Genomic DNA, 21,998 nt, shown 5'->3' with positions numbered 1-21,998 from the left:
GTACCCCTTTGTCTGTCTCCCTCCCGCCGAAGCCCACCGCGAAGGCCTCCGCGCCGTTCCCCTACGTCGGGCTGCTGTCGCTCGCGGGAGCGATCTTCGTCTCCGTGACCAGCGAGTTCCTGCCCACCGGCCTCCTGCCCGCGATGGCCCGCGACCTCGACGTCGGCATCTCCACGGCCGGCTACCTCGTGACCATCTTCGCGGGCACGGTGGTCGTCGCCACCACGCCGCTCGCCGCCGTCACGCAGCGGTTCTCACGCAAGTCCCTGATCGTCGTCGTGCTGCTGGTGATCGCGGCGGCGAACATCCTCGCGGCCGTGGCCCCCACGTACGGGGTCCTCGTCGCCGCCCGCATCCTCGGCGGACTGGCGCACGGCCTCTTCTGGGCCGTCGTCGCCGCCTACTCCGCGCACCTCGTGCCCGCCCAGCAGCTCGGCAAGGCCGTGGCCATCACGGCCGGCGGCGGGACGGCCGCCTTCGTGCTCGGCGTCCCCGTGGGTACGGCGATCGGCAACGCCCTCGGCTGGCGCGCCGCCTTCACCATCATCGGCGTGGTCGTGGCCGTCCTCGCCCTCGTGATCGTGAAGTTCCTGCCGCCGGTGAACCACCACGTGGAACGCGCGGCCGGCGAGGCCCACGTCCCGCTGCGCCGTGACCCGAGCTTCCGCGGCGTCCTCCTGCTGTGCACCGTCATCCTGATCCTGCTGACGGGCCAGAACACGTTCTACACGTACATCGCCCCCTGGCTGACGGACGTCTCCTCCTTCGAGCCGGGCTCCGTGGCCCTCGTCCTGTTCCTCTACGGCGGCGCGGGCATCATCGGGCTCGTCGGGGCCGGGTACGCCGCCGACCGTTTCCCCCGCAAGGCGTTCGCCGGCGTCGTCCTGGTGGTCATGGCCGCCGTCCTGACGCTCGCGCTCGCCACCACGAACGCCGTCGTGGTGCTCATCGCGGTGATCGTCTGGGGTGCGGCGTTCGGCGGTATCCCCGCCATGCTGCAGACCAGGATGCTGCGCACCGCGTCCTTCCGCACCCGCGACCTCTCGGCGGCCCTGCAGACCACGGCGTTCAACGTGGGCATCGGCGGCGGAGCGCTGCTCGGCGGCCTCCTGCTCGACGGGATCGGCCTCGAGGCGCTGCCCTTCGTCATGATCCTCCTCGTGGCCGTGGGTCTCGGGCTGAGCCTGACCACCGACACCGCCACGGGCCGCCGGGAGCGCCGGCGGCTCCGGGCCGGCTGACGGGATCGGCTGACGGGATCGGCTGACAGGGTCTGCTGGACCCGGGCGGGACCGGTCGGCACCACAGGAGCTTTTGCGATGGGGTGTTCGTCACAGTCGGCGGGCCGCCCAGGAGGCCCCGCCCGGCGCTCCTCCGGAGTGCTTCCGCGGCCCCCGGGAGGCGGCTCCCCCGGCACCGCGGGCGTCCGACGGACACCCCCCGGATCGCCGCCCTGACAGGGAAGCAGTGCCCTCCGGCGGAGCGTTCCCGCGTGACCGCGCGGGGCGCCGCGCGGCACGGCCGGAACCACCGCCGGAGCGCTCCGGCAAGCGGATTCCGGCTGCGATCCACCCGGACCCGGGTCCCGCCGCCCACGTACCCTAAGCCCTATGTCTAATTCCACCGAGCCCATCCACGGATCACCGCCCAGCGAGGAGACACCCTTCGAGGTCCCCCCGCGCGAGGCTTCCGCCAAGGCTGCGCTGGACAAGCCGGTTCTGTTCGTCTCGCTCTCAATCGTCATCCTGCTGATGCTCGCGGCCGTGGTCTTCCCCACCCCGTTCTCCGAGATCACCTCCTCCGTGCTCAACGGCCTCGTCGCGAACTTCGGCTGGGCGTTCGTGCTCACCGCCACCGGTTTCGTGGTGTTCGCCCTGTTCCTGGCGTTCAGCAAGTACGGGCGCATCCCCCTCGGCAAGGACGGGGAGAAGCCCGAGTACTCGCGGGCGTCCTGGATCGCCATGATGTTCAGCGCGGGCATGGGCATCGGGCTCATGTTCTACGGCGTCACCGAGCCCATCTCCCACTACCTCGCGCCGCCCGTCGAGGGCATCGAGCCCGGCAGCTCGGAGGCCGCGCGGCAGGCCATGAACTACACGCTCTTCCACTGGGCCATCCACCCCTGGGCCATCTACGCCGTCGTCGGCCTGGCCCTGGCCTACTCGGCGTTCCGCAAGGGCCGCGGCGCCGGCTTCAGCGGGGCTTTCACGGCCCTGTTCCGAGGCCGCCCCACGCCGGCAGGGATGCGCGCCATCGACGTGTTCGCGATCTTCGCGACCCTCTTCGGCTCGGCCACGTCCCTCGGCCTCGGCGTCCTGCAGATCAACGGCGGACTCACCGAGGTGTTCGGCATGGGCAGCAGCCTGGCCCTGCAGGTCACTTTGATCGCGATCCTGACCGTCTGCTTCGTCATCTCCGCCGTCAGCGGCGTGAGCCGGGGCATCAAGTGGCTCTCCAACGGCAACATGGTCCTGGCCCTGGCCCTGCTGTTCTTCCTATTCGTGGTCGGCCCCACGGTCTTCATCCTCGAACTCATCCCGGCGTCGGCCGGCAACTACCTCATCGGCCTCCCCCAGATGTCGTCCCGCACGGGCGCATTCGGCGGCCACGAGTGGCTGGCGGCGTGGACCATCTTCTACTGGGCCTGGTGGGTCTCGTGGACGCCCTTCGTCGGCTCGTTCCTCGCGAAGATCTCGCGCGGGCGCACCATCCGCGAGTTCGTGATCGGCGTCGTCGCCGTCCCCAGCGTCATCAGCATCATCTGGTTCGGCGTGTGGGGCGGCTCGGCCCTGCACCTGCAGAACAACGAAGTGGACATCGCCGCGGCCAACGCGGAGAGCCAGGAGTCGGCGATGTTCGCGCTCCTCGCCCAGTACCCGCTGGCCTCCGTGACCTCCATCCTCGTGGTCGTCCTCGTGGCGATCTTCTTCATCTCGGGTGCCGACGCCTCCTCGATCGTGCTCGGCTCGCTGTCCTCCTTCGGCGCGGCCGTCCCGCGCAAGTGGCTGACCATCCTGTGGGGCACCCTGACCGGTGGCGTGGCCGCCGTCCTGCTCAGTGTGGGAAGCCTGGAGGCCCTGCAGACGCTCACCATCATCGCCGCGGCCCCGTTCCTGCTCGTCATGATCGGCCTGTGCGTGGCACTCATGATGGACCTCGCGAAGGACCCGCTCATCACCGGCGCACGGCGCACCGGGTCGCGGATCGCACGCAGGGGCGCCCCGCCGCAGGGCTGACCCGGCGTCGGGAGCGATGCATCGGGTGGGGGACCCGCGAGGCAGAATGGTGCGATGCGCGCTGTCTGCTTCGACGGGTTCTCCGCCCGCCCTGTCCTCCGGGACGTCCCCGCCCCCGTCCCCCCGCCCGGCGGCGTCGTCGTCCGCGTCGAGGCGACGGGCCTCTGCCGCAGCGATGTGCACGGCTGGCTCGGACACGACGACGGCATCACCCTCCCGCACGTCCCCGGCCACGAACTGGTGGGCACCATCGCGGCGGTGGGCGGCGGCGTGCGGCGCTTCTCCGTCGGTGACCGCGTCACCACGCCGTTCGTCTGCGCGTGCGGCCGCTGTCCCGAGTGCCGGTCCGGCAACGGCCAGGTGTGCCGCAACCAGACCCAGCCGGGCTTCACGCACTGGGGCTCGTTCGCGGACCTCGTGGCGCTCCACGACGCCGACACCAACCTGATCCCCGTCCCCGCCTCCCTCGATGCCGGGGCCGCAGCACTGCTCGGGTGCCGCTTCGCGACGTCGTACCGCGGCCTGGTCCATCAGGCCCGCCTCGAGGGCGGGGAGTCCCTCGTGGTGGTCGGGTGCGGCGGGGTGGGACTGAGCGCCGTCATGATCGGCGCGGCGCTCGGCGCCCGCGTGGTGGCGGTGGACATCGACGACGCCGCCCTCGCACGCGCCGCCCGCTTCGGCGCCGTCCGCACCGTCGACTCGTCCGGCCTCTCCCGCGCCGCGGTGCTCGCCGCCCTGGCCGAGGCCGCCCCCTCGGGGTTCGACGTCTCGGTGGACGCCCTCGGCCGGGAGGAGACCGCCGCCGCGGGGATCCTCTCCCTACGGCCCCGCGGCCGGCACGTGCAGATCGGCCTGTTCCCGTCCGATCCCGTGATCCCGATGGGCGCGGTGATCGGCCGGGAACTCTCGATCCTCGGCAGCCACGGCATGCCTGCGCAGGACTACGCGGGACTGCTCGATCTCGTGGCCGCGGACCGGCTGCGTCCGCAGGACCTAATCGAGCGCAGGATCACCCTCGGCGAGGTCCCGGACGCCCTCGTCGCGATGGCGGGCGACCGCTCCGCCGGCGTGACCGTCATCGACGTCTGACCTACGCGTTCAGGTCGAGGACGAACCGGTAGCACACGTCGTTGCGCCGCAGCCGGTCGAGTGCCTCGTCGACCGCGGCCATGGGCAGCACCTCGACGTCGGCCGTGATGCCGTGCTCGCCGCAGAAGTCCAGCAGCTCCTGCGTGGCACGGGTGCCGCCGCTGCCTGCCGCGGCGAGGCTCTTGCGTCCGATCAGCAGCGCCATGGGGTCGAACTCGAGGCGTCCGGTGATGCCGAGGCTGCACAGCGTGCCGTCCATGGACAGGGCCCGCAGGTAGGGCGTCATGTCGTGGGGTGTGGACGCTGTGTCGAGGATCAGGTCCTGCGTATCGGACTGCGCGGCCATGGCGGCGTCGTCGGTGGAGAGCACGACGTCGTCGGCCCCCAGCAGGTAGGCCGCGTCCGCCTTCGCGGGTGACGTGGTGAAGACCGTGACACGCGCGCCGAGCGCCGTGGCGAGCTTGACCGCGAGGTGCCCCAGCCCGCCGATCCCGACGACACCGACCGTGCTGCCCGGGCCCACCTGCCAGCGCCTCAGCGGCTCCCAGACCGTGACCCCCGCGCACATCAGGGGCGCCACCGCGGCGGGGTCCAGCTGCGCCGGGACGGTGTAGGCGAAGTCCTCCCGGACCACGTACTCCTCGGAGAAGCCGCCCTGCGTGGGCAGGCCGTCGTGCCGGTCCACGCCGCCGTAGGTGAGGGTGGGGAAGGCATGGCAGTAGTTCTGCTGGTCGGCCAGGCATGCCGCGCACGTCCCGCAGGAGTCGACGATGTTGCCGACCGCGACGCGCTGGCCGACGGCGAAGCGCGTGACGGTGGTGCCGACCCCGGTGACCGTCCCGGTGAACTCGTGGCCGGGCACGAGGCGCGCCGGTCCCTGCGCGGCCGAGGCGAGCGCGTCGAGGTCGCTGTGGCAGACGCCGCAGTAGTCGATACCGACCGCGATGTCGTCGGGGCGGAGGTCCCGCCGCTGGAAGGTCCACGGCGCCACGCCGCTGCCGCCGTGCACGGATGCGTAGCCGTCGATGGATCTCATGGGACTCCTTCAGAACTAACCGTTTGGTTTTCTTCACCGTACGCGACATCGGTGGAGAAAGAAACCAACCGGTTGGAATAGGGTGGGGGGATGGGCAACAGCGACGCGACCAGGAAGCGGATCCTCGAGGCGGCCACCGCGGAGTTCGCCGGACGCGGGATCGCCGGCGCGCGGATCGACCGCATCGCCACGGCCGCCCGCGCCAATAAGGCCCAGCTCTACGCCTACTTCGGCAACAAGGAGCAGCTCTTCAGCGCCGTGCTCCGCGACCAGCTGCGCGCCATCGTCGACGCCGTACCGATCGACGGGGAGGACCTCCCCGGGTACGCCGTGCGCCTGTACGACGACTACCTCGCGCATCCGCTCATCGTGAAGCTGGCGGTGTGGACGCGGCTGGAGCGCGCGCCCTCCGGCGGGCTCGGCCCCGAGATCGGCACTCTCGACGGACCGAAGTTCGAGGCGATCGCGGCGGCCCAGGCCCGGGGGCTCGTGGACCCGGCCATCCCCCCGGCCCACCTGTTCTCGCTGGTGATCGCCCTGTCGATGACGTGGTCCCCCGTCAGCACCACCATCGCCGCCTCCCCCGACGACGACGAGGCACAGCACGAGGAGCGGCGCCGGCTGATCCGCCTCGCCGTGCAGCGCCTGATCACGCCCTGACGCACCCTCGCCCGGCCGCCGGGTATCCGGGCTGCCCGCCCGCCGGGCTCCCGGAACGCTTCCGGATGCCGGCCGGACGTGGTGATACTGGGTGATGCAGCCCTCGAACACGGTCACCCTGCGCTTCCTCGCCTCCCCCAACGACCTCGGCCACAGCGGGTCGGTGGACGCCGGCACGGTCCTCGAGTGGGTGGACAAGGCCGCCTACGCGGCCGCCGTCGGCTGGGCGAAGACCTACTGCGTGACCGTCTACGTGGGGAACATCCACTTCGCGGACCCGGTGAGGGTCGGCGATCTCGTGGAGGTCGAGGCCACGATCGTGCACACCGGCACCTCGTCCATGCACATCCGGACCGTCGTCTCCTCCGGCTCGGTGTCGGGGGACGACGGCGGGAAGCGCACGGAGTGCCTCGTGATCTTCGTGGCGGTCGGCCCCGACGGCAGGCCCGTCCCCGTGCCTCCGTTCGAGCCGCGGACCGACGCCGAGCGTCTCGACAGCGAGCACGCCGTGGCGCGCATCGACGTCCGGAAGCAGATCGTGGAGGAGATGGACCGCCAGGCCTACACGGACGCCGGCACCGCCGAGCGCACGGTACTGCGGTTCCTCGCGGCTCCCACCGACGTGAACTGGGGCGGGAAGGTGCATGGCGGCACGGTGATGGACTGGATCGACGAGGCCGCGTACGTCTGCTCCACGCGCTACTGCGGGCTGGACACCGTGGCCGTGTTCTCCGGCGGCGTGCGGTTCCTGAAGCCGCTGCACATCGGGGACGTCGTCGAGGTGGAGGCGCGCCTCGTGTACACGGGCTCCAAGGGCATGCACGTGGCGGTCCACGTCCGCTCCGGCAGCCCCCGGGCGCGGGAGATGGACCTCACCACCACGTGCCTCACGGTCATGGTGGCGCGCGACGACGAGGGCTCCGCCGTCCCGGTGCCGCCGTGGGTGCCCCGCTCGGAGGAGGACCGGCGCCTGCACGAGCATGCCCGGAACCTGGCCCTCATCCGCAGCCGTGCGCCGGGCAGCGTGCTCCCGACCCACCTGCGGGCGGCGGCCGACCCCGCGTAGGCACGGACCGCCGCGCGCCGGCCGAGCACCAGGGCCGGTCCGCCGTCGTGTCCACTTGTCGTGCCAGCGGTCGTGCCAGGGGTCATGTCAGCGGTCGTGCCGGCCGTCGTGTCAGCGGTCGTGCCGGCCGTCGTGTAAGCGGTCGTGCCGGCGGTCGTGCCGGCGGTCGTGTCAGCCGATGGTCGCCGACCGTGCGGGCACGCTGAGCGTCCTGCCGTGGGCGGTGACGGTGCGTGAGGCAGTGGTGGTGTTGACCGCGACCACGCTCCCGTTCGAGAGCTTCACCACGTTCACCCCGCTGAACCTCGTCGGGCTGACCGTGGCATAGGCCCCGCCGGTCACGGCCTTCGTGAGGGCTGCGACCTGCGCGTCGGCGGCGCCGACCGAGGCCGTAGTCACGGTCTCGAAGTTCGCGTCGTCGTCCCACGCGTTGTCCTGGCAGGCGGTCTCCGCCTGGGAAAGCGTGGCCGTCATTTGCCGGGTCACGGCCGTCCGGGTCTGCAGCAGGTGCCCGAGCGTCATCCGGTGGTCGAGGGTGCGGCGGTTCTTGCCCGCGGTCACCACCGACGCCCTCGACCCGAACGTGTCGCGCAGGCACGGGGCCGACGAGCCGATGTCTGCGCCCTGGCGGTAGGCCGAGGCCGGGAGTTCCCGCAGCGGCACGGAGTAGTCGTGCTCCACCACCGGCATCCCGGCGGCCGTGATGGTCCGGTACGCGAGGGTGGCCTGCTCGAGGTCCACGAGCGGCGCCGGGAGACCCGTGCCGCTCGCCACGACGTGCTCGCGGAGGGCGAAGTCCACACTGCCCGTGGCGGCGAGCCGGGTGGCGAGGTCCACCTGGTTGCGCCATGCCGGGTAGACGCCGAGGTTGACGGCGACGGGGACGTCGCGGCCGAGGGTGCGGGTGAGCGTCGCGTCGAAGCGCTGCACCGCGGAGATCAGGGCTTCGCCGTAGGCGTCGTCGCTGCCCCAGGGCCCCCACTGCCCGACGTCGACCATGTCCTGGCCGTGCGACGGCGACATCGAGGCGTCGTCGAGGAAGATGCCGTCGAACCGCGCGGGAGGCGCGTTCGTGGTGCCCTGCTGCGCATCCGTGGTGAGGAGGGTCCGCGCCGTCGCCGCGCAGGCGTCGGCGTATTCCGGGGAGAGGTCCGCCACGGTGAGGTACGGGAAGCCCGGGTAGGAGGCGAAGCCGTCCTCGTTCACGGCCACCCTCGGATTGGGCGTGGTGACGGCGAACCGCTTCCCCTCCGCCGTCGCTGTGTCCGCGCAGGAGTTCCTGAACACCCCGTTCCAGGGCTCGGCGTCCCGCATGGCGCCGATGTTCAGGTATGCGAGGAAGGTGGTGCCGGGGTTGGCGGCCTTCATGTCGGAGAGCGTGCAGTCGCCCGGTGCATCCGTGGTGGCCATCATCGGATCGACGATCGCGACCGAGACCTTGCCCGTCAGTGCCTGCCCCGGGCAGAGCAGCTGGCCCTGCCGGTACCCCTGCAGGTAGGCCGGCAGTTGCTGGCCGGTGCCCGCGGGCACGGTGCCGGCACTCGCGGGTGCGGTGAGGGAACAGATGGCGAAGGCGGCGGCCAGCGCGGTCGAAACGATTCTTGCCCCAGCGGCACTCGGTTTCATACGCACATCATGGCTGCGCCGGGAGGGTCGGGACGGGTCAGGGGTGCGACCGTCGCCAATCCTGAGCAGAACCTGAGCAACGGGGCGCGGAGAACGCGCGTCGGCAGGCGCCCGCCAGGAGGCGCCCGTCAGGAGGCCGGGCGGCGGAACAGGATGCCGCGCTGCGGCTGCAGGACCACCGACGACGGCGCGGGCCGGCCCTCCGCGTCCACCATGCCGGCCGGTACCCGCACCCTGCGGCGCCGCCTGCCGTCCCGGTTGAAGTTCACGGCGGCGAACCCGCCGTCGAACTCCCGCCACCAGGCGTGCCTGCCGCCCTGGGGTGCGGTCCGCGGGGCGCCGAGCTGCCAGTCGAGTTCGGGGGCGTGCTGGAGCCGGCTGTAGTCGTCGTGCGCCGTGGCGCTGTAGGCACCGCGGCCCTCCCCGAAGATCCAGAACGCCGAGAGCCCGTAGGTGAAGTTGGGGTGCCGGTCGTCGCCGTCGGTGGGGACGCGCAGGATGGACAGCCCCGGCCCCGCGGCCTGCGCGAGCTGCGCCTCAGCCGTGACCGGGTCGAACAGGTCCACAGGGCTGAATCCCAGCCAGACCTCCTCGAAGCCTCCGCCGAAGGCGGCGTGCGCCTCCCACCGGCCCGGTTCGCGGCGCGACTCGGCGATGTTCGGTACGACGATCTTGCCGACGGCGTTGAGCGCCGTCCCTGCCGCATGCACGAGGTCACCGAGGGCCGCCCGCAGCTCCGCCATCTCCGTGGCCCCCTCGATGGGCAGCCGCAGACCGTAGTAGTCGTCGAACACGTCGTTGTCCGCCATGATGCCGTCGAACGGAGAGTCCCGCAGTTCCTCGACGACGTTGTCCACCCAGCGGCGCTGGTAGGCGGGGTCCCACACCCGCATCTGCCAGTGCCCCGGGTAGCGCTCCCACTCGATCCGGGTGCCGTCCAGGCGCGTGGCGAACCAGGCGCCGTCGGTGTCCGCCTCCCGGTATGAGACGCCGGAGGTGTAGACCGGCCCGGGCTCGTAGCTCCGTGTCGAGGACAGGCACTTGTAGCAGAGCACCGTCATGTCCGGCCGGAGGCGCTTCAGCTCCCCGGCGGCCTGCAGCTCCCACGGCTGGAGGATGGCCACCCGGTAGTGCTCCGCCGCGAACGCGAGCTGTCCCGGGAGCAGGGGGTCGCCGTAGCGGATCCAGGCACCGACCCCCGTCATGAACCCGTCCGCACGAAATCGCCGAGCCCGGTGGTGGTGAGGGCGCCGAGGTCGGTGATGTCACCGACCGTCCGGTAGATCTCGTTGTAGGAGGACATGATCTCGTGCATCTGGAAGAACTCCTGGACGCGGACCCGGGCGTTCTCCGCGTAGGTCCTGTACAGGTCCAGGTCGCCGATGACCGCACGGATCCTGTCCGCCATCGCGTCCACGTCGCCCGCGAGGACCAGCTCACCGCACGGTCCCACCGTGCGGCCGTCCCGCGTGTTGAGCTCGTCACCGATCAGCTGGCGCATGCCGCCGACGTCGGTGCCCACGGTGGGGATGCCGGCCGCCATCGCCTCGAGCACCACGATGGGCTGTCCCTCGTTGTAGCTCGGGAGCACGAGGAGGTCGAACTGGTCGAGCATGTCCCGGACGTTGACGGTGCCGTGGACGGTGACGTGGTCGTGCAGTCCGAGGCTCTCGATCTTCGCGAGGCACGCCTCGTAGTACTCCGGCACGTGCTCGGTGGGACCGAGGACGTCGAGGTGGAGGTTCGGGAAGCCGTGCCGGCGCAGGGTGTCGATGCTCGAGAGGAGATCGAGCAGCCCCTTGATGGGGACCACACGGGCGATGTAGACCAGCCTCCAGGTGTGGTTGTCGCCGTGCCGTTCCAGCATCTCCTGGGCGGCCCGCCGTGAGCGGTACTTGTCGTCGAACTCCTCGATCACCATGGCGTTGGGCACCACCACGGCCTTATCGATGTCGGTGCCGAGGCGCGCGGCCTCCGTGATCGCCGTCGGGTACAGGTAGGTGATGAGGGTGGCGCTCGGGTAGCAGAAGTGGCCCATCTCGGTCCACCACGCCATCCACGCCCGCTGGTCCGGCGTGACGTCGAACGTCCGGTAGTCCTCGGAGGTGATGGACAGCGCCATGTTGCGGTCCAGCAGGGTGTTGACGGTGTCACGCACGTACAGGTTGTGCTCGGTCAGCAGGAAGGACGTGTCGTGGTCCCGGGCCGCCGCGGCGCCCAGGAGCGAGGCGTAGCCGGTGGTGTGGGCGTGGTAGACACGCGCCTTCGGCATGGTCTCACCGAGGATGGCGAAGGCGAGCGAGAGGAAGTTCCGCAGGGTCCAGAAGGAGTCGGCCAGGGACAGGTCGAGCTGGGGCATCCGCACGGAGAGCGCCTCCATGAACTCCTTCGAGCCCAGCAGGGCCCACAGGGGGTACGCGCGGGTGCGCTCGTTGAAGCCCTCGTCGATCAGCTGCCACAGCGGCTCCACCTCGCGCCGCTCGGACAGCGCGTACAGCGCGTCGAACAGGCGGTTCGCGAGCGCCGACCTCTCGGCCGGGCTCATGCCGAGGTCCTTAGAGGAGACCGCCATGAAGTCGTGGCGGTGCTCCTGCATGCTCAGGTACACGGGGCGCACCCACACCACGTTCTCCGGCATGCCGTACAGGTCCTCCTGCGGCGAGGAGGAGTCCCAGGTGATGTGGATGATGCCGTAGGTGAGGTCCGGGTTGTGCGTCACGATGTCGTGCACCACGGCCGAGACGCCGCCCTTGAGGTACGGGTAGGTGGACTCCATGACGATGGCGACGTCGACGTCCGCGTAGGAGGCCTGCGCGGCGGCCTGGGCCGGATGGACGACGGCCGGGGACTGCGCGAGTGCGGCGCGGCGGGCTTTCGGGGTCTTGAACACGTACATGGGGCTTCCTTGTCGCTGAGTGCGGGTCGGTAGGGCGGGGTGGGGCTACCAGGACGTGGCGTGGCGCCAGAACAGGGTGTACTCGGGCTGGGTCCAGTGCCGCTTGTAGAGCACCCAGGCGACGGCGACGAGCACGAGGTCCGCCACCACGAGGGCGCCGTACGCGAGCACGGCTCCTGTGGAGCCCTGCACCGCCCCGACCAGCAGGAAGGCCGCCGCGCAGAGCGCCAGGTGGATGCCACCCAGGATCTGCGGCAGGACCTTCTCGCCGATGTAGTCCAGTTCGTAGCTGAGGAGCGTAAGGATCATGAAGGCCCATGAGGCGACGCCCACGGAGACGGCCAGCAGCACGTTCACGGGCTGGAGGCCCTGGAGGAGCAGGACGATCACGAGGGTGAGGACCATGCCGACGGCGCCGGTGCTGAGGATGGCGCGGTCCACCGTGCGGCTGAGTTCCCGGGACATCGTCGCCAGGCGCGTGAGCGGCTCCTCGGCGATCGTGCGGTGCAGGTCGGTGACGGCCCGGTCCACCCGCGGAGCGAGGTTCACGAAGTAGTAGTTGTACGCGACGACAGCGGGCAGCATCGCGAGGAACACGATCACCACCTGGAAGTCGCCGTCCGTGACGAGGAAGAGGACGAACTTGTCGGCCCAGAGCACGGCGCCGAGCAGCAGGCCGCGGAGGAGATCTGCCGAGAAGTGGCGGGCGTCGAGGCGCCGGGCGAGCCGGACCGCGGCCAGGCCGCGGCCCATCGTGGCGACCTGCGTGAGCGTACCGAGCACCGGAGGGAGCCACCACAGGGTGGGTGCCGCGAAGAGTGCCACGGCGTAGGCCGCCCAGGCGAGGGCCCAGAGACCGCGGCGCTCCCCCACGTTGGTGAGGATGAGGGACTGCACGAAGAGCAGGTGGAGGGCGCAGAGGGCGGCGTAGGTGGCGAGGGCCGGGAAGGACCACCGCGTGGCCAGCCACAGCGGCACGGCGAAGACGACGACGAGCGGCAGCGACTGGACGAACATCGCGGGCCACGTGGTGCAGAAGCGGCGGGTGATGGCAGCCATGTCGCGCTCGGCCATGAGGTCGCCGATGGCCCGATAGGCGGGGAGGCAGGCGGCCTGTGCGAGCCACGGGACGGTGATCGATGACGCGAGCACCACGAGGGTGAGCTGCACCCCGCCGACGTTGACCGCCGCCATGGCAGGGCTCACCAGCGGGTAGACGAGGTTCAGCAGGATCACGGGCGACAGGTACAGCAGGAGTCCCGCGCCGCGGCGGTTGCCGCCGTCGGACTCCGCCGCCCCGATGCCGGCCGAGGCGCCGGGGCGGGCGAGCATCAGGAGGGTGACCATCAGCAGGAGGACGCCCGCGGCCAGCAGCGCGGTGGACCAGCCGGCGGGCAGGACGGTGTCGGCGAGCGGCACGAGGGCCGTCAGCAGGAGCGCGACGATGATGGCCACCGTGCGGCGTCGGGCGAAGGAGTCCTGGAGGACGGACTGCAGAGAGGTCATGGTTTCCCCTGGGCCGCTCTCCGCCGCGCAGGGCGGCATCGACGGCCTCGTGTGAGACGGAAGTGGGACGGGAGTTCTTCCAGCCGGCGGTATGGCGTCAGCCGTCCCGGTAGCTGTGTGTCCTCGTCAGGGCCGGTCCGTCCACCCGCTCCGCAGGGAGGGGGGTGCATCGTCGCCGGCTCTGCCAGCGAGCACCTGGTTCAAGGTATCGAGCACGCGGGGGCAGCTTCACGAGTACGCATCCCGCGACCTCAGGAAGCCACCTGCACCCCTTCCGCCCCATCCCTACCTGACGGCGCGTACCGCCCTACTCGCGTACCGGCCCACGCACTACCTGCATCCCTGCCCCGGCGGGACCGCCCCGTCGGGCCCCGCGCCCTCACGCTGTGACCAACGCCACAGGACGCCTCGTCCGGAGTCACCGCCGGGCGGACACCTCGCCGGCGATCCTGTAGGAATCCTCGATGAGCTCCCCCAGCTGGTCCCGGTCGAGACGGCCGAGGCGTACGAGGACCAGGGAACCGTAGCGTTCGTGGTGGGGGTGGAGCAGGAAGACCCCCGGCTGCGTCGCGAGCAGCGCAGCACGCTCGTCCGTCTTGACCGTCAGGACGGTGTCGTCCCACATGCGTGCGAAGAGGGTCCGGGCGAACCACGCCGGACGGTTCCAGCTCAGACGCTCCGAGGTGCCGGGCAGGGCGAGGCACACGGACCGGACGTCGTCTTCGCTGACCATGGACCAACCATCGCACCGGCCACCGGGCCGGTCCAGTGATTCCGGGCTCCCCGGGAAGGTCACGGATCACTTACGGGGTGCACACGGAACGGCAACGATCCCGCGCCCGGTGCCACGATTCGGTCACCGCCCTGTCCTGGCGCCCGGACAGACAGCACCATGGAACGGTCCACCCGCGATACGAAGGAGTAGCCATGGGTCGTCCGACCGCACCAGTACTGTTGTCATCCGGGGCCGTGGGCCTCGCGATCCTCGTGACCGGCTGCGGCGCCGGTCCGGGCGCCGCGCCCGAGGGCGCCGAGTCGCAGCAGGCCCGTCCCGCGGCCGACACCCCGGCCCCGACACCCACGCCGGCTCCGGCTCCGACTCCGACTCCGACCCCGACTCCGGCTCCGACCCAGGACCCGGCGACACCCTCGGCGCCGGCGGGTGCGCCGTCGGAGCCGGGCGCGGCCGGTCCGCCGGAGGGGTGGGTGACCTACACGACGGCGGACGGGAGCCTCGCCTTCGACCACCCGGCCGGGTGGACCGTCGCGGACGCCCCGGAGGCACCGCCCGCGGGGGTGTCCGTCGTCGTCGGGGACTCCACGGGCCGGCAGCTGGCCACACTGCAGACGGACCTGGTCACCGGGGCCGTGTGCCCCGCGGAACTCCCCTACTCCCTGCTCGACGCGGAACCGCTCCCGGCCCTCGCCCAGGGCACGGTCACCCCGCGGTTCGTGTTCGAGGGGCGCACCGACCCCGCCGTCGCGGATCCGGTGGCCGCCTCCACGCTGGCGTACGGCATCACGGCCGCCCCCGAGCCCACGGGGGCGACGGCCTGTCCCCTCGCCCATTTCTTCCCGTGGCCGCCGTCCGGCGCCGCCTTCGGCGGTGTCTACGACCCCTTCCTCGTGTACCCCGGGAAACCGCCGCACATCGACACCCCGCACGCCTACATGGAGACGGAGGAGTACCAGGGGATCAGGGCGATGATCACCTCGCTGCGTCCCGCCGGCTGACCGTCCCGCCGCATCACCGGACGATCACCGCCGGTCGCCGGTGGTCCGGGTCGGGCAGCAGGAACGCCGCGATGGCGGCGGCGATCTTGGCCCCGCCCTGGACGGACGGCTCGATCGGGTTCGCGTAGTCGCCGTCGTCGTCGCACACCAGCCGGAGGTCGACGACGGAGACCCCGCGGGCGAAGGCCTCCCGCGTGATCGCGTCGTTGAAGAAGGTCAGCGCGGTTCGGATCACCGCGGAGCCCGGCTCGGAGGAGGGCGTGTCGTAGATGGTGCACACGCCGGTGGGCAGCCCCGCCGCGAGGACGCCGTCGAGCATGGCCCCGTAGTCCTGCGCGAACGCCCGCCGGGGACCGTCGAAGGCCAGCAGTGCCTCGACGACACCTCCCACCGGGCGCTGGAGCAGGTGGCGGTACCCGAGCGCGTCATTGCCGCCGGCGCTGACCACGAGGTGCGTGGCGTCGGCCGGCAGGGCGCGCAACTGACGCGCGACGCCGGAGGTGACGTCGCCGTCGACCGCCAGCAGCGTGGCCCGCCACCCCGGGGGCAGGGCATGGCGGACCTGCGCGACGACGTCGGGCCCCCCGGACACGTACCGACCGTTGTCGAGGATGGAGTCCCCGAGCAGTACCACGTGTCCCGTGCGGCCTCCCGGTGCGCTCATCCCCCCATCGTGGCCCGGCCGGCGGTCCTGCCGCCAGCGCGCACCGCATGCACCGCGGCACGGGAATCGGGGTACAAGCCCCGTCGCTTGGACCCCGTCCGCTCGGTCCGCTACGCGACCCGCCCTCCCGGGGCAATCACCCGTCCCCGCCGGCGAAGCCCGTCCGGGACGGCATGATGGACGGGACGGCACACCGCCGCGCCCCGACCCCTGAAGGAAGTGCCGTGACCAGCATGTCCGTCCGCAGCGCCGCCGACCTGCGCGGGATCCTCCCCCGCCCGGAGGACGGCGAGCGGGCGCTGCTCGGGATCGTCGGTGCCCCGGGCGCCGGGAAGTCCACCGTCGCCGCCGCGGTCGCCGCCCTCGATCCGGCCACCCATGCCCTGGTGCCCATGGACGGGTTCCACCTGGCCGACCAGGCCCTCACGGGGCTCGGGCTGCTCGATCGGAAGGGCGCGCCGGAGACCTTCGACGCGCACGGTTACGCGGCCCTGCTGGCACGGCTCCGCGGCCGGCCCGATCACACCGTCTACGCGCCGGCCTTCGAACGGGACCTCGAACAACCGCTCGCCAACGCCCTGCCGGTACCGCCGTCGTCGACCCTGCTCGTCACCGAGGGCAACTACCTGCTACTCGAGAGGCCCGGCTGGCAGGACGCGCGGGACCTCCTCGACGAGGTCTGGTTCATCGACGTGGACCCCGAGGTGCGCCGCCGCCGGCTCGTGGCCCGGCATATCCTGTTCGGGAAGACACCGGCCGCCGCCGAGGAATGGGTGCGCTGTGTGGACGAGCCCAACGGTGCGCTCGTCGCAGCCACCCGGGACCGCGCGGACCGCGTCCTCGACGCCTCCGAGTGGCGGCTCACCTGATTCAGCCGGCCCACCGACCACTCCGCAAAGGCGCGCCATGACCCGACTCTCGGCCTCCACGCTGTCCTCCCTCCCCTCCTCGCTGTCCGTCCCCACCTACGACCGGTCGGGTCTGACCGCGGGCATCGTCCACTTCGGCGTCGGCGGGTTCCACCGCGCACACCAGGCCATGTACCTGGACCGCCTGCTCGAGACCGGTCAGGCGCGCGACTGGGCGATCCTCGGCGTCGGGGTGCTGCCCTCGGACGCCCGGATGAAAGCCGTGATGGACAGGCAGGACGGCCTCTACACCCTCGTGTCGAAGGCCCCCGACGGCTCGCGGGAGGCCCGGATCGTCGGGTCGATCATCGGCTTCCTCCTCGCCCCCGAGGACCCGGAGGCCGTCATCGAGGCGATCGCTGCGCCGTCGGTCCGCATCGTGTCCATGACCATCACGGAGGGCGGCTACTGCATCGACCCCGTGACCGGCGTCGTGGACCCCGACCACCCGACCCTGCGCGCCGACCTGGCGCCGGGTGCGGTGCCGGGCACCGTCTTCGGCCTCGTCACCGAGGCGCTGGCACGACGCCGCGAACGCGGCCTGCCGGGGCTGACCGTGATGTCCTGCGACAACATCCAGGGCAACGGCGACACCGCCCGGTCCGTCTTCGCGGCCTTCGCCCGGCTGCGCGACCCGGACCTCGCCGCGTGGATCGAGCGGGAGGTCACCTTCCCGAACTCCATGGTGGACCGGATCACCCCGGCCACGCGGGACGAGGACCGCGACGAGCTGGCGTCCGACTACGGGCTCACCGACGCCTGGCCCGTGGTCTGCGAGGACTTCGAGCAGTGGGTCCTGGAGGACTCCTTCGCACAGGGACGCCCTGCCTGGGAAGACGCGGGCGTGCAGCTCGTGGACGACGTCGAACCATACGAGCTCATGAAGCTCCGGCTGCTCAACGTCAGCCACCAGGCGCTCTGCTACCCCGGCTACCTGGCCGGGTACGGCCTGGTGCACGAGGTCTGCCGGCATCCGGACTTCGCCCGGTACCTCCTGGGCTACATGGAGCAGGAGGCCACCCCCACGCTCCGGCCCGTGCCCGGCGTGGACCTCGACGCCTACCGGCGCCAGCTCATCTCCCGGTTCTCGAACGCGGCCGTCCGCGACACCGTCCCCCGGCTGTGCGCCGAGAGCTCGGACCGCATCCCGAAGTGGCTCGTCCCCATCGTCCGGGAGAACCTCGAGGCCGGCAGGAGCATCCGCTACGGCGCCGCGATCATCGCCGCCTGGGCCCGCTACGCCGAGGGGACGGACGAGGCGGGAGAGCCCATCGAGGTCGTCGACCGGCTGCGTGACCAGGTCACGGCAGCGGCCGCGCGTACCCGGACGGACCCGCTCGCGTTCCTCCGGCAGCAGGACCTGTTCCTCGACCTCGCGGAGCAGCCCGTGTTCGTGGAGTCCTACCTCGAGGCGCTGGACACGCTCCACACCCGCGGCGCCGCGGCGCTCGTGGCCGCGCTGGCCGACTAGCCCTCAGCGCGGCCTGCCCGGTCAGGTCAGGAACCAGTCCCGGGCCGGGTTCTCGACGCCGGGCGCCTCGCGCCGTGCCCGTTCCGCTCCGGGCTGCGCCACCCAGTCGACAGCGTTGGCGAGCACGCGCTGCACCTGCGGGTGGTGGTAGACCGGGTACTCCTGGTCGCCGGGGCTGAAGTAGAAGATCCGGCCCTTCCCGCGGGAGAACGTGACGCCGGAGCGGAACACCTCACCGCCCTCGAAGGAACTGATGAAGATCAGGTCGTCGGGTTCGGGGATGTCGAACAGTTCCCCGTACATCTCCTGCTCGGGGATCACGATCGGGCTCTCGACGCCCGCCGCGATCGGGTGCGACGGCTTGACGGTCCACACGAGCTCGCGTTCGCCGTCGTTCCTCCACTTCAGCGAGCACGTGGTCCCGAGGAGCCGCGTGAGGATCTTCGAGAAGTGCCCAGAGTGCAGCACCACGAGGCCCATGCCGCCGAGGACGTGGCGGTGCACGCGCTCCACCACGGCGTCGGACACCTCGCCGTGGGCGATGTGCCCCCACCACAGCAGCACGTCGGTACCCGCGAGGCGCTCCTCGGTGAGGCCGTGCTCGGGGTCGGCGAGGGTCGCCGTGCTGATGTCGGAGCCCGGGAAGTAGCCGGCGAGGGCGTCCGCGATGGCCCCGTGGATACCTCCCGGGTACATCCGGCCGATGGTGGCGGGCTCGTTGCGGGCCTCGTGGACGCCCTCGTTCCAGACGACGACGGTCGGTTTGCCGTCGAAGGTGGTGCTCGCTGTCGTGTCGGTCGTCATCAGAGCTGGATCTCCCGGTGCTGGGCTGCGGATGCGTAGCAGGCGTCGATGATGCGGGCGCGGCCCAGCGCGAGCGAGCCGTCGTGGCGGCCCCACTCGGATGCACCCGCGCGGATGGCGGCGAGGAACTCGTCGACGACGCCCTGATGGCCGAGCGAGGGGCCGACCTCCGGGTCGTAGTCGCCCTTCTCGCTGAAGACACGCAGGGATTCCCGGGCGTCGTCCGGTCCGCCCAGCCGGGTCAGCTCGGCCCCGCCGTCGGTGCCGTAGACGCGGAAGTCCAGCAGGTCGTCGGCATCGCGGTAGGCGGCCCAGCCCGCCTCGACCAGCAGCGTGGCGCCTCCCTCGAGGCGGATGAACGCCGAGGCGAAGTCCTCCACCTCGAACGCCGAGCCCATGGCCTGGGCACTGTATCCGCCGCCGCCTCCGCGGCCCTGCGGCCCCAGCTCGGAGTAGGCCGACGCCGAGACGGACAGGACCTTCGGCTCGCCGAGCAGGTGCAGCGCGTAGTCGATCACGTGCACGCCGATGTCCGCGAGCGGACCACCGCCGGCCATCTCCCGGTTGGTGAACCAGCTGCCCAGGGAGGGGATGCCGGAGCGGCGCAGCCAGGAGGCCTTGGCGTAGTAGGGGCGGCCGAGTCCGCCGTCGTCGATCACGCGCTTGAGGGCCGTGATGTCGCCGCGGCGCCGGTGGTTGAAGGCGACCTCGAGGACGCGCCCGGCCCTGCGGGCGGCGTCGACCATGAGCTGACCCTCGTCGCCGTTCCGGGCGATCGGCTTCTCGCTGAGCACATGGAGGCCTCGTTCGAGGGCTGCGACGGTGATCGGCGCGTGCAGGAACGTGGGCACGGCCACGCTGACGGCGTCGAGCCCCTCGAGGGCGATCAGGTCCTCCCAGCGCTCGACGGCATGCGGGATGCCGTACGTGTCACGGAGCTCGGCGAGGAGGTCCGGCTCCATGCCCGCCAGCCCGAGGATCTCGACGTCGGCGCTGTTCGCATAGGCCTCGAGGTGCTGTCGGCCGGCCCAGCCGATGCCCACCACCCCCACCTTCAGGCGGCCTTGGCTCGGGCGCTGCGGATCGGGCGGGGTCTGGTGCACGGCGGTCCTTCGTGGGTGGGAGTCTTCTCCCTGCAGTCCTACCGCCTGGTCGCCGGTGCTGTCCACGCGGCGCCCCGGGAAGTCTTTTCGGCCGCGCCCCGTTACCGCTGGTAGACGCACCGTCCGGGTGCCCGAATCGGAGGACAGCCATGACCATCGCCATCACCGGAGCCACCGGCCACCTCGGCCGCCTCGTCGTCGAGCAACTGCTGGCGCGCGGCGTCGACCCGTCGACCATCGTGGCCGGCGGACGCAACGAGGAGGTGCTCGCCCGCCTGGCCGCGCAGGGCGTCCGTACGGCACGCATGGACTACGCCGACGCGTCCACGCTCGACGCCGCCTTCGCGGGCGTGGAGAAGGTCCTCCTCATCTCGGGCAATGAGCCGGGCAAGCGGTCCGTGCAGCACAAGGCCGTGATCGACGCCGCGCGCCGGGTGGACGCGTCGCTGGTCTACACGAGCGCCCCCAGGGCCACGACGACGGCGCTCGTCCTCGCCCCCGAGCACAAGGCCACCGAGGGGCTGCTCGAGGGGTCCGGCCTCACGTACACCGTGCTGCGCAACAACTGGTACACCGAGAACTACGACGGCACCATCCGCCAGGCCGCGTCCACGGGCAGCCTCCTGACGGGTGCGGGCGACGGGAGGGTCGCCAGCGCGCCGCGGCGCGACTTCGCCGAGGCGGCCGCCGTCGTCCTGCTGTCCGACGACTACGCGGGCGAGATCCTCGAACTCGGCGGCGACGAGCCCTGGACGTTCGACGAGCTCGCCGCGACGGTCGCCGAGGTCAGCGGCACACCCGTCACCGTGGAGAAGCTCTCCGGGGACGAGTACGTCGCGGCGCTCACGGCCGCGGGGCTCGACGAGGGCGCGGCAGGCTTCACGGCCGCGCTCGACGCGAACATCGCCGACGGGGCCCTGGCCGACAGCGACGGCACCCTGGCGCGCATCATCGGCCGCCCGACCACCCCGCTGAGGGAGTACGTCGCCGGGCTGCTGGGCCGGTAGGTCCCTGCCGGCCGCCGTCGTTCCCGGCTTTCGGGCCGCTGGTGCGGGTCGGAGCGCGACACGCCGCGCTGCGACCCGCTGCGGCTGCAGGAACCGGGGACGACGGCGGGGGCAGCGGCTGCGGGCCTGACGGACGCGGCACTACGCTGGCAGGACGACGGCGCAACCGGAAGGACGCAGCGTGCCCCCTGAGCAGGCCCTCTCCGTAGGACAGCTGGCCGCGCGCAGCGGCATGAGCGTCTCCGCCCTGCACTTCTACGAGCGCCAGGGCCTGATCCAGAGCCGCCGTACCTCGGGCAACCAGCGCCGCTACGACCGCGCGATCCTCCGCCGTGTCGCCGTGATCCGGGCCGCGCAGCGCGCGGGCATCCCGCTGGCCACGGTCGCGAAGGCCTTCGCCGAGCTGCCGAAGGACGGCGTCCCGGACCAGGCGGACTGGCAGCGGCTGTCCGCCGCGTGGCAGCAGGAGATCGAGCAACGCATCGCGCAGCTCGAACACCTGCGGGACCGGCTGGGCGGCTGCATCGGCTGCGGCTGCCTGTCCCTGGCGACCTGCGGCTTCGTCAACCCCGACGACGACGCCGGCCGGCGCGGCATCCCGTCCACACTCCTCGACCCCTGATCCGCCGATTTGACCTCGACCTTTGTTGAGGTTCTAGCGTTGACGGCATGACTGCCCCCGCGGACCACGCGCTCCCCACCGCCGACCTGTTCAAGAACGCCTTCCGTACCCACCCGGCGGGCATCGCGGTCATCACGGCACAGGGACCGGAGGGGCCGGTGGGCCTGACGGCGTCGTCGGTGTCCTCGGTATCGGCCGAGCCGCCCGTCCTCGCCTTCTCCGTGTCGACGGCGTCGTCGTCGGCCGCGGCCCTCGTCCGGGCGGACACCCTCGTGGTGCACCTGCTGGGCGCCGACCAGCTCGAGATCGCCCGGCTGTTCGCGACCCGTGGTGCCGACCGTTTCGGCGGGGCCGTCGCCTGGCGGCCGCTGCCCACGGGCGAGCCGCTGCTGGCCGATGCGCCGTGGGCCCTGCGCTGCCGCATCCTGCACCGGCTGCCCATCGGCGGATCAATGATCGTCGCCGCGGAGGTCCTGTCCATCGAGCAGAGCGGGCCCGACGGCACCACGCCGCTGGTCTACCACAACCGCTCCTACCATCGGCTGGACGACCGGTCCATGATGGACTGAG

General features: G+C 71.8%; 20 protein-coding genes. 11 read left to right on the top strand and 9 right to left on the bottom strand.

The features are described from left to right. The first annotated feature begins 8 nt into the window (after window positions 1-8). The 3 genes from V6S67_RS01165 to V6S67_RS01155 all read left to right on the top strand — a co-directional run bounded on the left by V6S67_RS01165 (window position 9) and on the right by V6S67_RS01155 (window position 4,325). Window positions 9-1,241, top strand: a complete 1,233-nt coding sequence (locus tag V6S67_RS01165) for an MFS transporter (protein WP_334208501.1) — start codon at window positions 9-11, stop codon at window positions 1,239-1,241. A 369-nt stretch (window positions 1,242-1,610) separates the two neighbouring features. Next, entirely contained in the window at window positions 1,611-3,236 is a 1,626-nt protein-coding gene (locus tag V6S67_RS01160; protein WP_334208500.1) for a BCCT family transporter, read from the top strand. Between the two features lie 54 nt (window positions 3,237-3,290). Continuing rightward, a complete protein-coding gene (locus V6S67_RS01155) occupies window positions 3,291-4,325 on the top strand; it encodes an alcohol dehydrogenase catalytic domain-containing protein (protein ID WP_334208499.1) in 1,035 nt (344 codons plus the stop codon). 1 nt (window position 4,326) lies between these two features. Here V6S67_RS01155 and V6S67_RS01150 read toward each other — a convergent pair whose 3' ends face one another. Further along, entirely contained in the window at window positions 4,327-5,361 is a 1,035-nt protein-coding gene (locus V6S67_RS01150) for an NAD(P)-dependent alcohol dehydrogenase (protein ID WP_334208498.1), read from the bottom strand. A gap of 90 nt (window positions 5,362-5,451) precedes the next feature. Between V6S67_RS01150 and V6S67_RS01145 the strand changes: the two genes are divergently transcribed. Next, window positions 5,452-6,021 carry a TetR family transcriptional regulator gene (locus tag V6S67_RS01145; protein WP_334208497.1) on the top strand — a complete coding sequence of 190 codons (570 nt, stop codon included), beginning with the start codon at window positions 5,452-5,454 and terminating at the stop codon, window positions 6,019-6,021. A gap of 94 nt (window positions 6,022-6,115) precedes the next feature. Continuing rightward, window positions 6,116-7,087: an acyl-CoA thioesterase gene (locus V6S67_RS01140; protein ID WP_334208496.1), complete on the top strand. Its 972-nt coding sequence runs from the start codon at window positions 6,116-6,118 to the stop codon at window positions 7,085-7,087. 171 nt (window positions 7,088-7,258) lie between these two features. Here the strand turns inward: V6S67_RS01140 and V6S67_RS01135 are convergent, their stop codons facing one another. From V6S67_RS01135 to V6S67_RS01115, 5 genes are all read right to left on the bottom strand, one after another. After that, window positions 7,259-8,713 carry a hypothetical protein gene (locus V6S67_RS01135; protein WP_334208495.1) on the bottom strand — a complete coding sequence of 485 codons (1,455 nt, stop codon included), beginning with the start codon at window positions 8,711-8,713 and terminating at the stop codon, window positions 7,259-7,261. Between the two features lie 128 nt (window positions 8,714-8,841). Next, window positions 8,842-9,918, bottom strand: coding sequence for a putative glycoside hydrolase (locus V6S67_RS01130; protein ID WP_334208494.1), 1,077 nt, complete (start codon window positions 9,916-9,918; stop codon window positions 8,842-8,844). Further along, window positions 9,915-11,609, bottom strand: coding sequence for a GT4 family glycosyltransferase PelF (pelF, locus tag V6S67_RS01125; RefSeq protein ID WP_334208493.1), 1,695 nt, complete (start codon window positions 11,607-11,609; stop codon window positions 9,915-9,917). Before pelF ends, V6S67_RS01130 begins: the two co-directional genes overlap by 4 nt. A gap of 45 nt (window positions 11,610-11,654) precedes the next feature. Beyond that, window positions 11,655-13,115: a hypothetical protein gene (locus tag V6S67_RS01120; protein ID WP_334208492.1), complete on the bottom strand. Its 1,461-nt coding sequence runs from the start codon at window positions 13,113-13,115 to the stop codon at window positions 11,655-11,657. 418 nt (window positions 13,116-13,533) lie between these two features. Beyond that, window positions 13,534-13,848, bottom strand: a complete 315-nt coding sequence (locus tag V6S67_RS01115; RefSeq protein WP_334208491.1) for an MmcQ/YjbR family DNA-binding protein — start codon at window positions 13,846-13,848, stop codon at window positions 13,534-13,536. A gap of 194 nt (window positions 13,849-14,042) precedes the next feature. Here V6S67_RS01115 and V6S67_RS01110 point away from each other — a divergent pair, with 194 nt between their 5' ends. Further along, window positions 14,043-14,849 carry a hypothetical protein gene (locus V6S67_RS01110; RefSeq protein WP_334208490.1) on the top strand — a complete coding sequence of 269 codons (807 nt, stop codon included), beginning with the start codon at window positions 14,043-14,045 and terminating at the stop codon, window positions 14,847-14,849. Between the two features lie 13 nt (window positions 14,850-14,862). Here the strand turns inward: V6S67_RS01110 and V6S67_RS01105 are convergent, their stop codons facing one another. Beyond that, the gene (locus tag V6S67_RS01105; protein WP_334208489.1) at window positions 14,863-15,513 is read right to left on the bottom strand and encodes an SGNH/GDSL hydrolase family protein; all 651 of its coding nucleotides are present in this window, start codon (window positions 15,511-15,513) and stop codon (window positions 14,863-14,865) included. Window positions 15,514-15,746: 233 nt separating this feature from the next. On the opposite strand from V6S67_RS01105, the gene V6S67_RS01100 reads away from it, so the two are divergent. Together V6S67_RS01100 and V6S67_RS01095 are read left to right on the top strand one after the other, a co-directional pair. After that, entirely contained in the window at window positions 15,747-16,382 is a 636-nt protein-coding gene (locus V6S67_RS01100) for a nucleoside/nucleotide kinase family protein (protein WP_334211489.1), read from the top strand. 37 nt (window positions 16,383-16,419) lie between these two features. After that, window positions 16,420-17,892, top strand: a complete 1,473-nt coding sequence (locus V6S67_RS01095) for a mannitol dehydrogenase family protein (protein ID WP_334208488.1) — start codon at window positions 16,420-16,422, stop codon at window positions 17,890-17,892. Window positions 17,893-17,913: 21 nt separating this feature from the next. Here V6S67_RS01095 and V6S67_RS01090 read toward each other — a convergent pair whose 3' ends face one another. Further along, window positions 17,914-18,696, bottom strand: coding sequence for a ThuA domain-containing protein (locus V6S67_RS01090; protein ID WP_334208487.1), 783 nt, complete (start codon window positions 18,694-18,696; stop codon window positions 17,914-17,916). Beyond that, window positions 18,696-19,799, bottom strand: coding sequence for a Gfo/Idh/MocA family protein (locus V6S67_RS01085; RefSeq protein ID WP_334208486.1), 1,104 nt, complete (start codon window positions 19,797-19,799; stop codon window positions 18,696-18,698). The genes V6S67_RS01090 and V6S67_RS01085 overlap by 1 nt, the downstream gene beginning before the upstream one ends. Window positions 19,800-19,948: 149 nt before the next feature. On the opposite strand from V6S67_RS01085, the gene V6S67_RS01080 reads away from it, so the two are divergent. The 3 genes from V6S67_RS01080 (at window position 19,949) to V6S67_RS01070 (ending at window position 21,997) form a co-directional block, all read left to right on the top strand. Beyond that, on the top strand, window positions 19,949-20,806 hold the full coding sequence (locus V6S67_RS01080) for an SDR family oxidoreductase (protein ID WP_334208485.1): 858 nt from the start codon (window positions 19,949-19,951) through the stop codon (window positions 20,804-20,806). Window positions 20,807-20,987: 181 nt separating this feature from the next. Next, window positions 20,988-21,428 (top strand): redox-sensitive transcriptional activator SoxR, encoded by a 441-nt coding sequence (soxR, locus tag V6S67_RS01075; protein WP_334208484.1) that lies wholly within the window; start codon window positions 20,988-20,990, stop codon window positions 21,426-21,428. Between the two features lie 47 nt (window positions 21,429-21,475). Then, window positions 21,476-21,997, top strand: coding sequence for a flavin reductase family protein (locus tag V6S67_RS01070; protein ID WP_334208483.1), 522 nt, complete (start codon window positions 21,476-21,478; stop codon window positions 21,995-21,997). Window position 21,998 lies beyond the last annotated feature (1 nt).

Source organism: Arthrobacter sp. Soc17.1.1.1, from assembly GCF_036867195.1.
In the GTDB taxonomy this organism is placed as follows: domain Bacteria; phylum Actinomycetota; class Actinomycetes; order Actinomycetales; family Micrococcaceae; genus Arthrobacter_D.
Note: the sequence above shows the minus strand (reverse complement) of the source record. Positions and strands in the feature narration are given on the sequence as shown.